Here is a 15106-nt window from a genome sequence, read left to right as displayed (position 1 = left end):
TCGTCACCTTTGGTACGCGGGGGCGGGCGGAGGGCTGTCGGGGCGTGCGGGTGGCGTCGGTTACGTCATGGGCGGCCGAGTTCGCTGTCGATGAAGTCGAAGAGTTCGTCGTCGGTGGAGCCCATGCGGTCCTCGACGGCGTCCGCTTCGGGGTCGGTGTCCGGGCGCAGGGTCTCCAGGAGGCCCTGGAGCCGGGCCGCGAGCGCGGCGCGTGTCCCGTCGTCGTGCACGAGGTCGCGCATCGCGGACTCCAGGCGGTCGAGTTCGGCGAGGACCGCGGGTGCGGGACCGTCCGGGCCGTCCTCCGGGGCGAGCTCCTCGGCGAGGTGGCGGGCGACGGCGGCGGCCGTGGGGTGGTCGAAGAGGAGGGTCGCGGGGAGGTGCAGGCCGGTGGCGGACCGCAGCCGGTTGCGCAGCTCGACCGCGGTCAGCGAGTCGAAGCCGAGTTCGAGCAGGGGCAGTTCGGGGCCGACGGCCACCGGGTCGGGGAAGCCGAGCACCAGTGCGGCGTGGGTGCGGACCAGGTCGACGAGGGCCCGTTCGCGCTGCGCCGGGGGCAGCCCTGTCAGGCGCTGTCGCAGCGCGTCCGCGGCGTCGGGGCCCGGTCCCTCGCCCGCCGCGGCACGGCGTACGGGGGTGCGGACGAGTCCGCGCAGGAAGGCGGGCACTCCGCCCGCGGCGGCCTGTTCCGCGAGGGCGCCGGTGTCGAGGCGCAGCGGCATGAGCGCGGGTGCGTCCAGGCCGGTGGCCGTGTCGAAGAGGGCGATGCCGTCGGCGGGCGCGAAGGCGACGATGCCGCCGCGTGCGATGCGGGCGAGGTCGGCCTCGCCGAGGTGTCCTGTCATGCCTCCGCCGGTGGCCCACAGGCCCCAGGCGAGTGAGGTGCCGGGCAGGCCGCGTGCGCGCCGCCGGTGGGCGAGGGCGTCGAGGAAGGCGTTGGCGGCCGCGTAGTTGGCCTGGCCCATGCCGCCGAAGACGCCGGCGATGGAGGAGAACACGACGAACGCGGTGAGGTCCTGGTCGGCGGTCAGTTCGTGCAGGTTGACGGCGGCGTCGACCTTGGGGCGCAGCACGTGGTGGAGCTGCTCGGGCGTCATGTCGGCGACCACGCCGTCGTCGATGACGCCCGCGGTGTGCACGACCGCGCGCAGCGGATGCTCCAGGCCGTCGAGGAGTTTTTCCAGGGCTTCCCGGTCGGCGGCGTCGCAGGCGACGATCTCGGTGTCGGCCCCCAACGCGGCGAGTTCTTCGAGGAGTTCACCCGCGCCGTCGGCGGTGGGTCCGCTGCGGCTGGTGAGCAGCAGGTGTCGTACGCCGTGCTCGCCCGCGAGGTGGCGGGCGACCAGCGCGCCGATGGAGCCGGTGCCGCCGGTGATCAGGACGGTGCCGTCGGGGTCCCAGGGGGCTTCGGCCGTGGGCAGGGAGTCGGGCACGCGGGCCAGGCGCGCGATGTGGAGTCGCCCGGCGCGCAGGGCGAGTTGGGGCTCGCCCGTGGCGAGCGCCGTGCCGAGTGCCGCGGTCAGGGCCTCGCGGGAGGCCGCGTCGCCGTCGGTGTCGAGGAGTACGAACCGGTCGGGGTTCTCGGTTTGCGCGGAGCGGACCAGGCCCCACACGGCGGCGTGCGCCGGGTCGGGCACGTCGTCGCCGGGGGCCACGGGGACGCCGCCCTCGGTGACGAGGACCAGCCGCGCCTTCGCGAACCGTTCATCGGCGAGCCACCTCTGGACCAACTCAAGCACGTGCGCGGTGAGTTCGTGCACGGACGCGACCAGGTCGTCGCCGCTGCCCGCACCCGACAGGGCGGTCAGCACCAAGCGGGGCATCTCGGCGCCCGCGTCGACCGCCGCGCCCAGGGCGGCGAGGTCGGCGAAGTCACTTCCGTCGGCGAAGTCACTTCCGAGGACGGCCAGGGACTCGGGCCCGTCCGTGGCGTTCGCGGCGACGGGCCACTCGAGGCGGAACATGTCCTCGTACGCGCCCGTGCCGCCGGACTCGGCGCCCGTGCGGGACTCCTGGATCCGCTCGGCCGTCACCGGCCTGAGCACCAGGGAACGGGCGGAGGCGACCGGCGCTCCGGTGGGGTCGGCGACCGTCAGGGCGACAGCGTCGCCCCCCGTGGGCGTCATGTGCAGCCGCAGGGCCGCCGCACCCGACGCGTGCAGCCGTACGCAGCTCCAGGAGAAGGGCAGCCAGCCCTGGTCGCTGCCTTCGAGCACGCTGAAGGCCAGCGAGTGCAGGACGCTGTCGAGGAGCGCCGGGTGGAGACCGTAATGGCCGGCGTCCGCCTGCTGCTCCTCGGGCAGGCGTGCTTCCGCGTAGATGTCGGCGCCGAGGCGCCAGGCGGCGCGCAGGCCCTGGAAGGCGGGCCCATAGGCGAAACCGCCGTCGGCGAGACGCTCGTAGAGGTCGTCGACGTCGAGGGCTTCGGCTCCGGGGGGCGGCCATGCCGTGAGGTCGTCGGCCTTCGCCGGCGCACCGTCGCCGAGGTGGCCGCTCGCGTGCCGGATCCAGGGCTCGTCGGGCGCGGCGTGTTCGGTCCTGGCGTGTACGGCGAAGGCCCGGCCGCCCGTCGCGTCGGGCGGCTGCACGGTGAGCTGGAGGGTGACGGCGCCCTGCTCGGGCAGGGGCAGGGGGGCTTCCAGGGTGAGTTCGTCGACCTCCGCGCAGCCGACCTGGTCGCCCGCGTGGACCGCGAGTTCGAGGAAGGCCGTGGCGGGGAAGAGGGCGCCGCCGTGGACGGCGTGGTCGGCGAGCCAGGGGTGGGCGGCCACGGACAGCCGGCCGGTGAACAGGAATCCTCCGGTGTCGGCGAGCGGGGAGCCCGCGCCGAGCAGCGGGTGCGTGGACGGCAGGAGACCCGCCGCGGGCATGTCGCCCGCGGCCTGGGTGGGCGGCAGCCAGTAGCGGGAGCGCTGGAAGGCGTACGTGGGCAGCGCGACGTGTCCGTCGGGCACGTCGGCGAACAGCGGTGCCCAGTCGACGGCGACGCCGTGGACGTGCAGGCGGGCCAGGGCGGCGGTGACCGCGGCGGGCTCCGGCGTGTCCTTGCGCAGCAGCGCCACCGAGGCGACACCGGCAGCCCCATCGACACCGGCAGCCCCATCGACACTGGCAGCCCCATCGGCCCCGTCGACACCGTCGGTGCTGCCGTCGGCTCCGGTCAGGCAGTCCTGGCTGAGCGCGGCCAGGGCGCCGTCGGGGCCGAGGTCCAGCAGGGCGGTGGCGCCCTCGGCCGCCAGGGCGCGTACGACGTCGTGGAAGCGGACGGTGGAGCGGACGTGGCGGACCCAGTGGTCGGGGTCGCGCAGTTCGTCGGTGGTGGCGAGGGCGCCCGTGAGGTCGGAGACGACGGGGATGCGCGGCTCGTGATAGGTGATCTGTTCGGCGACGGCCCGGAACTCGGCCAGCATGCCGTCCATGTGCGGCGAGTGGAAGGCGTGGCTGACGGTGAGCCGCCGGGTCTTGGCGCCCTTCTCGCGCCAGTGTGCGGCGATCTCCTCGACGGCCGCGGCGTCGCCGGACAGGACGGTGGCGGCGGGCCCGTTGACGGCGGCGACCGCGACCTCGTGCTCCCGGCCCGCCAGTTGGGGCAGCAGCTCCGCCTCGGGCACGGTGAGCGCGACCATCGCGCCGCCCTCGGGCATGGCCTGCATCAGGCGGCCGCGCGCGGCCACGAGAGCGGCCGCGTCGGGCAGCGACAGCACCCCGGCGACGTGCGCGGCGGCCAGCTGTCCCACGGAGTGCCCGGTGACGAGGTCGGGCCGTACCCCGTACGACTCGACGAGCCGGTGGAGGGCGACGCCGAGCGCGAACAGGGCGGGCTGGGTGTAGGCCGTGGTGTCGAGCAGCGCCGCGTCGTCGCTGCCCGCCACGGCGTGGACGACATCGCGCAGCGGCCGGTCCAGGAGAGGGTCGATCTCCGCGCACACCGCGTCGAAGGCGTCGGCGAACACCGTGGAACTGTCGAGGAGTTGGGCGCCCATGCCGAGGCGTTGGCTGCCCTGCCCCGGGAACAGGAAGGCGGTCTTGCCGACCCGTCCGGCGACGCCCGTGATCACGTCGGGTGAGGCGGTGCCGTCGGCGAGCGCGGCCAGGGCGGCTACCAGCGCGTCCTGGTCGGCGCCGACCAGGACGGCCCGGTGCTCGAAGGAGCTGCGGCCGGTGGCCAGGGCCTTGCCGATGGCGTCGGCATGGGCAAGGGCATGGGCATGGGCATGGGGCGACGGATCGGCGGTGCCGACGGTGACACGGTCGAGGAGCCGGCGGGCCTGGGCGCGCAGCGCCTCCTCGCCGCGGGCGGAAAGCAGCCATGGCAGGAAGGACGCGTCCGACGGTACTGCGGCAGGCGTCGGGGCCGGGGGCTCGGGGACGTGTTCCAGGATGGTGTGGGCGTTGGTGCCGCTGACGCCGAAGGACGACACGGCGGCGCGGCGCGGCCGGTCGCCGTCGGGCCACGCGGTGTTCTCGGTGAGCAGCCGCACATGGCCCGCCGTCCAGTCCACGTACGGCGTCGGCTCGTCGACGTGGAGGGTCGCCGGGAGCGTGCCGTGCCGCATGGCGAGGACCATTTTGATGATCCCCGCGATGCCCGCGGCGGCCTGGCTGTGCCCGATGTTGGACTTCAGCGAGCCGACGAGCAGCGGGCGTTCGGCGGGGCGCTGCTGCCCGTACGTGGCGAGGAGCGCCTGTGCCTCGATGGGGTCGCCGAGCTTCGTTCCCGTGCCGTGGGCCTCCACGGCGTCGACGTCTCCGGGTGCGAGGCCCGCGCCGGCGAGTGCCTGGCGGATGACGCGTTGCTGGGAGGGCCCGTTCGGGGCGGTGAGGCCGTTGCTCGCGCCGTCCTGGTTGACGGCGGAGCCACGGACGAGCGCGAGTACCGGGTGGCCGTTGCGGCGGGCGTCCGACAGCCGCTCCAGGAGCACCATGCCCGCGCCCTCGGCCCAGGCGGTGCCGTCGGCGGCGGCCGCGAACGGCTTGCACCGGCCGTCGGCGGCGAGGCCGCGCTGGCGGCTGAACTCGACGAACGCGCCCGGCGTCGCCATCACGGTGACACCGCCCGCGAGCGCCAGCGAGCACTCGCCGCCGCGCAGCGCCTGCGCCGCCATGTGGACGGCGACCAGCGAGGACGAGCAGGCCGTGTCGACGGTCACGGCCGGGCCTTCCAGGCCGAAGGTGTAGGCGATGCGGCCGGAGGCGACGCTGCCCGCGCTGCCGATGCCGAGGTAGCCCTCGAACTCCTCGGACGGCTCGGTGACGCGGGAGCCGTAGTCGCGGTAGCTGGAGCCGACGAAGACGCCGCCGTCGCTGCCCTTGACGGTCCGCGGGTCGATGCCCGCCCGCTCGAGCGCCTCCCAGGCGGTTTCAAGGAGGAGGCGCTGCTGCGGGTCGACGGCGAGGGTCTCGCGGGGCGACATGCCGAAGAAGGCCGGGTCGAAGTGGTCGGCGTCGTAGAGGAATCCGCCTTCGCGGGCGTAGGTGCGGCCGACCTTCTCCGGGTCGGGGTCGTAGAGGCCCGCCAGATCCCACCCGCGGTCGGTGGGGAACGCGGAGATGGCGTCGGTGCCTTCGGCCAGGACCTGCCAGAACTCCTCGGGGCTGGTGACGCCGCCGGGGAAGCGGCAGCTCATCGCGACGATCGCGATGGGGTCGTCGTCCAGGACGACGCGGGCCATGGGGGCGTGCTCGGCGGTGGGCGCGCCGGTGGGATGCGACGCGCCGGGCAGTTCCGCGAGCAGGTGCTCGACGAGCGCGGCGGTGGTCGGGTGGTCGAAGACGAGGGTGACGGGAAGGCGCAGGCCGGTGGCCTCGGCCAGGCGGTTGCGGAGCTCGACGGCGGTCAGCGAGTCGAAGCCGAGGTCCTTGAACGCCCGCTCCGGTTCGATCGCGGCGGGGTCGTCGTGGCCGAGGACGTCGGCGGCGCACGACCGCACCAGGTCGGCCAGCTTTTCGCCGCGTTCGGCCTCGGAAAGGCCGGCGAGCCTGGCTGCGAGGCCGTCCTCTCCCCCGCCGGGCGCGGCCGCGTTCTCGGCGACGCGGCGTACCTCGGGGAGGTCGCCGAGGAGGGCGCTGGGGCGCAGCGCGGTGTAGGCGCGGACGAAACGGTCCCAGGCGAAGTCGGAGACGATCAGGCGGGTCTCGTCGTCGTCCAGGGCCTGCCACAGGGCGTCGACGGCGAGCTCGGGGTCCATGGCGGGCAGGCCGTTGCGGACGAGACGCTCGCTGGTGGCGCCCGCGGCCAGGCTGTCGCCGCCCCACAGGCCCCAGGCCACGGAGGTGGCGGGCAGGCCCTGGTCACGGCGGGTCTGTGCGAGGGCGTCGAGGAAGGCGTTGGCGGCGGCGTAGCTGCCCTGCCCGGTGCCGCCGAGCGTCCCGGCGAGCGACGAGAACAGCACGAAGGCCGTCAGGTCCGCACCCCGGGCCCGGGTGAGCTCGTCGAGATGGAGTGCGGCGTCCGTCTTGGGGCGCAGCACTCCGGCGGTGCGCTCGGGGGTGAGGGTGTCGAGGACGCCGTCGTCCAGGACGCCCGCGGCGTGGAACACGGCGCGCAGCGGCCGTTCCGCCGGGATGCCGTCGAGGAGCCGTGCGAGGTCGTCGCGGTCGGCGACGTCGCAGGCGGCGATGGTGAACTCGGCCCCTGTGGCGTTGAGTTCGTCAGCGAGTGCTTCGGCGCCGGGGGCGTCCGGGCCGCCGCGGCTGGTGAGCAGCAGGTGTGCGGTGCCGCTGTGGGCGAGCCTGTGGGCGATGCGGGCGCCGAGCCCGCCGGTGGCGCCGGTGACGAGGACGGTGCCGTCGGGCGTCCAGCCGGTGCCGACGGGTTCGCGCCGCGGCTCGGCGTGGGCGAGGCGCCTGCCGAAGACCCCGGAGGCGCGCACGGCGAGCTGGTCCTCGCCGTCCGGGTGGGCGAGGAGGGCGGCGAGCCTGCCGCGGGCCCGTTCGTCGAGCCGTTCGGGCAGGTCGACGAGGCCGCCCCAGCGCTCGGGGTACTCGACGGCGGCGACCCCGCCGAGGCCCCACAGCAGCGCCTGGAGGGGTGCGCCGAGCCGGTCGGAGCGGCCCACGGCGACCGCGCCCCGGGTCGCGCACCACAGCGGTGCCCGCACGTCCGCGTCGCCGAGCGTCTGAAGCAGCGCGGTGGTGAGGGCCAGGCCGGTGGGCAGGGCGGTCCCTTCGGCGTACGGGGACTCGGCGAGGGCCAGCAGGGAGAGCACGCCGTCGGCCGGAGACTCCTCGGCGAGGGCGCGCAGGCGGTCGGCGAGCGGTCGCCGACCGTCTCTCCCGGCGTCCTCGGCGCCGAGTTCCACCAGGACAAGGTGTGCACCGTGCTCGCGCAGGGCCTGCGCGCAGGCGGTCACGGCCGGGGCCTCGGCGGCACCTTCGGACACTGCGAGCCACCACGTACCCGTGAGACCCGAACCGCGCTGCTGCGCAAGGGCTTTGAAGGTGACGCGGTGGCGCCAGGAGTCCAGCGTGGAGCGGCCCCGGCGCCCGCGCAGCCAGCCGGAGAGGGCGGGCGTCACGGTGGTCATGGCGGCCCGTACGTCGTCGTCCTCGATGCGCAGGTGGGTGGCGAGGGCGTCCGCGTCCCGCCCGGTCACGGCGTCCCAGAAGCCCTGGTCGACGGGGTCGGCGCCGCCTGCCGCCTCGCTGCGGGGCGAGGGCTCCATCCAGTAGTGACGGCGCTGGAAGGCGTACGTGGGCAGCTCGCAGCGGCGGGCCTCGGTGCCGTCGAACACCGCGTCCCAGTCCACCGGGTGGCCGAGGACGTGGAGTTCGGCGAGCGAGGTGAGTACGCGGGCGCGGCCGCCCTCGCCCCGGTGCAGGGTGCCCACGACGCCCCCGGTGCCGCCGGCCGTCTCCAGTGCCTCCTGGAGCCAGACGGTGAGCGCCGGGTGGGTGCTGGTCTCGACGAACAGGCGGTGCCCGTCGGCGACGAGGGCGTCCACGGCCCGGCGGAAGGCGACGGGTTCGCGCAGATTGCGGTACCAGTACGCGGCGTCGAGTCCGGAGGTGTCGAGCGCGCGGCCGGTGACGGTCGAGTAGAAGGGCACGCGGGACGGGCGCGGGGTGATCCCGGCGAGCAGGGTGCGCAGTTCGTCGTGGATCTCGTCGACCTGCGGCGAGTGCCCGGCGAAGTCGACGCCGGGGATGGGCCAGCACAGCACGCCGTCGTCGGCGAGCGCGCCGTGCAGCTCATCGAGGGCGGCGGGGTCGCCCGAGACGGTCACCGTCGTGGGGCCGTTGACGGCGGCGATGTCGAGCCGGTCCGCCCAGGGCGCGAGCCGGGCCTCGACCTGCTCCACGGGCAGCGGGACGTAGAGCATGCCGCCCCGGCCGGTCAGCGCCACCAGCGCCTTGCTGCGCAGGGCGACGACGCGGGCAGCGTCCTCCAACGACAGCGCCCCGGCCACACAGGCAGCCGCGATCTCCCCCTGCGAATGCCCCACCACAGCAGCCGGCTCCACCCCGTACGACCGCCACACCTCCGCCAACGACACCATCACCGCGAACAACACCGGCTGCACCACATCAACACGGTCCAGCGACGGCGCATCAGAAACCTCACGCAGTACGTCGACCAGCGACCAGTCCGTAAACGGAGCGAGAGCATCACCGCACTCGGCGATACGAGCAGCGAACACCGGTGAGGAGTCCAGGAGTTCACGCGCCATCCCCGGCCACTGCGACCCCTGCCCGGGAAAGACGAACACCGCGCGGCCGTCCTGGGCGGCGGTGCCGCGTACGGCGTCGGGGCCGGTGCGGCCGTCGATGAGGGTGTCTAGCGCGGCGAGGAGGGCGCCCCGGTCGGAGCCGACCACGGCGGCGCGGTGCTCGAAGGCGGTGCGCGTGGTGGCCAGGGAGTGCCCGACGTCGGCGGGGCGCAGGCCGGGCCGGTCGGCGACGTGGGCGCGCAACCGTACGGCCTGCTCGTGGAGGGCTTCGGGGGTGCGCGCGGAGAGGACCCACGGCACGTCCAACTCCACGTCCGGAGCCTCGATTACGGCTTCCGCCTCGGCGGGCGGCTGTTCGACGATGACGTGGGCGTTGGTGCCGCTCAGCCCGAAGGAGGAGATTCCCGCGCGCCGCGGGTGTCCGTTCGCGGGCCAGGGCGCGGCGTCGGTGAGCAGTGAGACGGCTCCGGCGGACCAGTCGACGTTCGGGGAGGGCGCGTCCACGTGCAGGGTCGCCGGGAGCACCTCGTGGCGCATCGCCAGGATCATCTTCATGATGCCCGCGACGCCCGCGGCGGCCTGGCTGTGTCCGATGTTGGACTTCAACGAGCCCAGGTGGAGGGGTGTTTCGCGGTCCTGCCCGTACGTGGCGAGGATGGCCTGGGCCTCGATGGGGTCGCCGAGGGTGGTGCCGGTGCCGTGCGCCTCCACGGCGTCGACGTCGGCGGCCGTGAGACCGGCGTCGGCGAGGGCTTCGTTGATCACGCGCTGCTGGGCGAGGCCGCTGGGGGCGGTGAGGCCGTTGCTCGCCCCGTCCTGGTTGATGGCGGAGCCGCGCAGCACGGCGAGCACGGGGTGGCCGTTGCGGCGGGCGTCGCTGAGCCGCTCCAGGAGCAGCAGGCCGACGCCCTCCGCCATGCCGAAGCCGTCGGCCGACGCCGCGAAGGACTTGCAGCGCCCGTCGGCGGCGAGCCCGCGCTGACGGCTGAAGCCGGTGAAGGTGAGCGGTGAGCCGATCACGGTGGCGCCGCCCGCGAGCGCGAGGGCGCAGTCGCCGTTGCGCAGCGCCTGCGCGGCCATGTGGACGGCGACGAGCGAGGACGAGCAGGCCGTGTCCACGGTCACGGCCGGGCCCTCGAGCCCGAGGGTGTACGCGATGCGGCCGGACAGGACACTGGTGGAGATGCCCGCGACGAAGAGCCCTTCGAGCTCCTCGGGGACGTCGTCCATGCTGCCGCCGTACCCCTGGTAGGCGGCGCCCGCGAAGACGCCGGTGCGGCTGCCTCGCAGGGTGCGCGGGTCGACGCCGGCCCGCTCCAGGGTCTCCCAGGAGGTCTCCAGGAGGAGCCGCTGCTGCGGGTCCATGGCGAGGGCCTCGCGCGGCGAGATCCCGAAGAAGCTCGCGTCGAAGCGGCCCGCGTCGTACACGAAGCCGCCCGCCGCCGCGTAGCTGGTGCCGGGCCGGTCGGGGTCGGCGTCGTAGAGCGCGTCCAGGTTCCAGCCGCGGTCGGCGGGGAGTTCGGCGACCGCGTCGCGGCCTTCGGCGACGAGCCGCCACAGCTCGTCGGGGGTGGCGACGCCGCCCGGGTAGCGGCAGCTCATGGAGACGACGACGATCGGGTCGTCGTCGTCCGCGGCGGCGCGTACGACCGGCGTGGCGGCCACGGGGGCCCGGCCGCCCAGGAGTTCGGTGCGCAGGTGGCGGGCGAGGGCGCCGGGCGAGGAGTAGTCGAAGACGACGGTGACGGGCAGGCGCAGACCGGTCGCGGCGGTGAGCCGGTTGCGCATCTCGACCGCGGTGAGCGAGTCGAAGCCGAGGTCGCGGAAGGCGCGGTCGGGCGCGATGGAGTCGTCGGTGTCGTGGCCGAGCACGGCCGCGGCCTCGGTGCGCACCAGGTCGGTCAGGGCGCGTTCGCGCTCGGGTTCGCTCAGGTCGCGCAGCCGGTCGCGGAGGCTCCCGGTGGCCGGGGCCGTGTCGTCGTGGTCCGGGGCGGTGCCCGGCTCCAGGGCGGCGTGGGCCTCGGGGACGGAGCCGATGAAGGGGCTCGGCCTGCCGGTGGTGAAGACCGTGGCGAACCGGTCCCAGTCGATGTCGGCGACCAGGGTGAGGGTCTCGTCGTGGTCGAGGACCTGTTTGAGGGCGGTGACGCAGGTGGCGGGCGGCATGAACACCACGCCCTGGGCGCGCAGTTGGTCCTCGGCGAGGTTCGCGGCCATGCCGCCGCCGTCCTCGGGGCTCCAGATGCCCCACACGACGGAGGTGGCGGTGAGACCGCGTGCCCTGCGGTTCTCTGCGAGCGCGTCTAGGTGGGCGTTGGCGGCGGCGTACGCGCCGTGGATGGCGCTGCCCCACATGCCGGAGATGGAGGAGAACAGCACGAAGGCGTCGAGCGTGTCCCGGTCGAACAGCGCGTCCAGGTGCGCCGCGCCGAGCGCCTTGGCGTGCAGGGTGTCGGCGAACTCGTCCAGGTCCGTCTCTTCGAGGGCCACGAGCGAGCCCCCGGCGGCGGCGTGCAGCACGGAGCGGATCTCACAGCCGTCGGCCGCCAGGTCGGCGACGAGGGCGGCGAGGGCGTCCCGGTCGGTGATGTCGCAGGCGGCGACCGTGGCGCGGGCGCCCAAGTCGGCCAGTTCCCTGACGAGTTCCTCGGCTCCGGGCGCGTCGGGGCCGCGGCGGCTGACGAGGACGAGGTGCTCGGCGCCTTCGCGGGCGAGCCAGCGGGCGATGTACGCGCCGAGGCCGCCGGTGCCGCCGGTGATCAGCGTGGTGCCGCGCGGGGTCCAGGTGCGGCGCGGCGCGGCGTCGCCGAGCGGGGCGCGGACGAGCCGACGGCCGTGCACGCCCGCGCCGCGCACGGCGAGCTGGTCCTCGGCGCCGGGCGCGGCGAGCACCGCGCACAGCCGGGCCGCGGCCCGCGCGTCGAGTTCCCGCGGCAGGTCGACGAGCCCGCCCCAGCGGCGCGGGTGTTCCAGGGCGGCGCACCGGCCGAGGCCCCAGCTCACGTGCTGGGCGGGGCTGACGGCCGCGTCGGCGGGGCCGACGGCGACGGCGCCGCGCGTGGCCCACCACAGCGGCGCGTCGACACCGGCGTCACCGAGTGCCTGGAGGAGGGCGAGATTGAGGGCCGCGCCGACGGGTACCGCCGGACGGCGCGGGTGCGGTTGTACGTCGGTGGCGAGGAGCGACAGGACACCTGTGGGCTCGGCGTCCGCGAGGGCGTCGGTGAGCCGGGTGGCGAGCGGGCCGCGTTCGGTGTCGGTCTCGTCGAGGACGACGGCGACCGCGGTGGCACCGGCCTCCTCCAGGGCGCGTACGCAGGCGAAACTCCACTCGGCCGCGGCCTGCGGGGCGGGCGTCAGGACGAGCCAGGTGCCGGACAGGCGGGCGGCGGCCGGCTCGGGCAGGGGCTGCCAGGTGGGCCGGTAGCGCCAGGACTCGACGGTGGCGAGTTCGGCGCGCCGCTCCCGCCAGGTGGCGAGCGCGGGCAGGACGGCGCTGAGCGGTTCGTCGGGGCCGACACCGAGGGTGGCGGTCAGCTCGGGCAGGTCGCCGGTGCGGACGGCCTCCCAAAAGCGGTCCTCCACGGGGTCGGCGGGCGCTCCCGCCGCGGTCGGCGTGGGCGGCGACTCCAGCCAGTACGGACGTCGGCGGAAGGCGTACGTGGGCAGTTCGGCCACCGCGTCGTGCCCGGCGAACACCCGGGACCAGTCCGGGGAGAGGCCGCGGGTGTGGGCCTGGGAGAGGGCGAGCAGGAAGCGGTCCTGGCCGCCTTCGTCGCGGCGGAGCGTGCCGAGCACGGCGGCGGGCCGTTCGAGGCCCGCGGCTTCGGCGGTCTGCTCCACGCCCACGGTGAGCACCGGGTGGGCGCTGATCTCGACGAAGAAGCCGTACCCCTGGCCGAGCAGACCTCGGACGGCCTCTTCGAAGCGCACGGTCCGCCGCAGGTTGCGGTACCAGTACGCGGGGTCGAGGACCGTCGTGTCCGGCACCCAGTCGGCGTCGACCGTGGAGTAGAACGGCACCGCGCCGGCGCGCGGTGTGATGCCCGCGAGCACGGTGTGCAGCCGCTCCTCGATCTCCTCGACGTGCGCGGAGTGCGAGGCGTAGTCGACGGGGATGACGCGGGCCTGCACGTCCTGCGCGACGAGCGCGGCGACGACGCCCTCGATGGCCTCCGGGTCCCCGGAGAGGACCGTGGCCGACGGCCCGTTGACGGCCGCGACGGACAGCCGCCCGGCCCACGGCTCCAGGTGCGGGCCGACGTCGGCGGCGGGCAGTGGCACGGACGCCATGCCACCGCGCCCCGCGATCTCCCCCAGCGCCCGGCTGCGCAGCGCGACGACCTTCGCCGCGTCGTCCAGGGACAGCGCGCCCGCCACGCACGCGGCGGCGATCTCCCCCTGGGAGTGCCCGACCACCGCGTCCGGCTCGATCCCGTACGAGCGCCACAGCTCCGCCAGCGACACCATCACCGCGAACAGCGCGGGCTGCACGACATCCACGCGCTCCAGGGACGGCGCGCCGTCCGCGCCGCGAAGCACCGCCTCCAACGACCAGTCCACGTACGGCGAGAGCGCCCGCTCGCACGCCGCCATCCGGGCCGCGAACACCGGCTCCGCGTCACGGAGACCGACCGCCATGCCCGGCCACTGGGAGCCCTGGCCGGGGAAGACGAACACGGTCTTGCCGACGGGCCCGGTCGTCCCTCGCACGACGTGCGGGGACGGGGTGCCCGCGGCGAGCGCGGCGAGCCCCCCGACGAACCCGGCCCGGTCGTCCGCCACGACGGCGGCGCGGTGCTCGAAGGCGGAGCGAGTGGTCGCGAGGGCCCGGCCGATGGCGCCGTCCGTCGCTGCCGGAGCCTCCGGGGCCGAGGCCGCGTGCGGGGCCGCCGCCGTGGCCTCGACGTGTGCGAGCAGACGCGCGGCCTGGGCGGGCAGGGCGTCCGCGTCACGCGCGGAGAGCACCCAGGGCAGGGGGCGACCTGGTGCGGCGTCCGGTACGGCGTCCTGCGCGACCTCCTCCGCGGCCACCGGCGCGAGGTCTTCTTCGAGGACGAGGTGCGCGTTGGTGCCGCTCACGCCGAAGGCGGACACCGCGGCCCGGCGCGGCCGCCCCGGCGTGTCCCAGGAGCGGGGCTCGGTCAGGACGCGGACGGCGCCCTGCGACCAGTCGACGAACGGGGTCGGCTCGTCGACGTGCAGGGTGCGGGGCAGCCGCCCGTGGCGCAGCGCCATGACCATCTTGATGACGCCGCCGACGCCGGCCGCGCCCGAGGTGTGGCCGATGTTGGACTTCAACGAGCCGATCCACAGCGGCTGTTCGGGATCGCGCCGCCGCCCGTACGCGGCCAGCAGGGCCTGCGCCTCGATGGGGTCGCCGAGCCGGGTGCCGGTGCCGTGCGCCTCGACGGCGTCGACGTCGCCGGGCGCGAGCCGGGCGTCGGCGAGGGCGTCGGCGATGACGCGTTCCTGGGCGGGCCCGTTGGGGGCGGTGAGGCCGTTGCTCGCGCCGTCCTGGTTGACGGCGGAGCCGCGGACGACGGCGAGCACCCGGTGGCCGTTGCGGCGGGCGTCCGCGAGGCGTTCGAGGACGACGACGCCGGCGCCCTCGGACCAGCCGGTGCCGTCGGCGGAGGCCGCGAAGGCCTTGCAGCGCCCGTCCGCGGACAGGGCGCGCTGGCGGCTGAAGGCGACGAACGCGTCCGGCGTCGCCATCACCGCGACACCGCCCGCGAGGGCGAGGGAGCACTCTCCCGCACGGAGCGAACGGACCGCGAGGTGCAGGGCGACCAGGGACGACGAGCAGGCGGTGTCGACACTGATCGCGGGGCCTTCGAGGCCGAGGGTGTAGGCGACGCGGCCCGAGACGACGCTGGCGGCCGTGCCGGTGTCGAGGAGGCCCTGCAGCTCGGGGATGTCACGCGAGGCGCTGCCGTAGTCGTTGCGCATCGCGCCGATGAACACGCCGGTCCGGGTGGAGCGCAGCGCGGCCGGGTCGATGGCCGCGCGCTCGACGGCCTCCCAGGCGGTCTCCAGGACGAGGCGCTGCTGCGGGTCCATGGCGAGGGCCTCGCGCGGCGAGATCCCGAAGAAGCCCGGGTCGAAGTCGGCGGCGTCGTGCAGGAACCCTCCGTGGCGGGTGGCGGAGGTGCCGGGGTGGTCGGGGTCCGGGTGGTAGAGCGCCTCGGTGTCCCAGCCGCGTCCTGTGGGCCATTCGGTGATGGCGTCGGTGCCGCTGTCGACGAGGTCCCAGAGCCGCTCGGGGGTGTCGGCGCCGCCGGGGTAGCGGCAGCTCATGGCGACGATCGCGACGGGTTCGTGGCGGGCGTCCTCCGCCTCGCGCAGGCGCCGCCTGGCGTCCCCCAGGTCCGCGGTGGCACGCCTGAGGTATTCGAGGAGCTTGTCGTTGTCCGGCATGGGTGTCTCGCTTCTCC

Annotated in this window: 1 protein-coding gene; it reads right to left on the bottom strand. The window is 75.3% G+C overall.

What is annotated here, in order from left to right; translation table 11 throughout:
• Positions 1-65: 65 nt before the first annotated feature.
• Positions 66-15089 carry a type I polyketide synthase gene (locus AC07DO_RS37725; RefSeq protein ID WP_479066640.1) on the bottom strand — a complete coding sequence of 5008 codons (15024 nt, stop codon included), beginning with the start codon at positions 15087-15089 and terminating at the stop codon, positions 66-68.
• Positions 15090-15106 lie beyond the last annotated feature (17 nt).

The sequence above is a fragment of the Streptomyces sp. NPDC045678 genome (assembly GCF_056432085.1).
The sequence above is the reverse complement of the archived record's forward strand: the minus strand, read 5'-3'. Positions and strand labels throughout refer to the sequence as shown.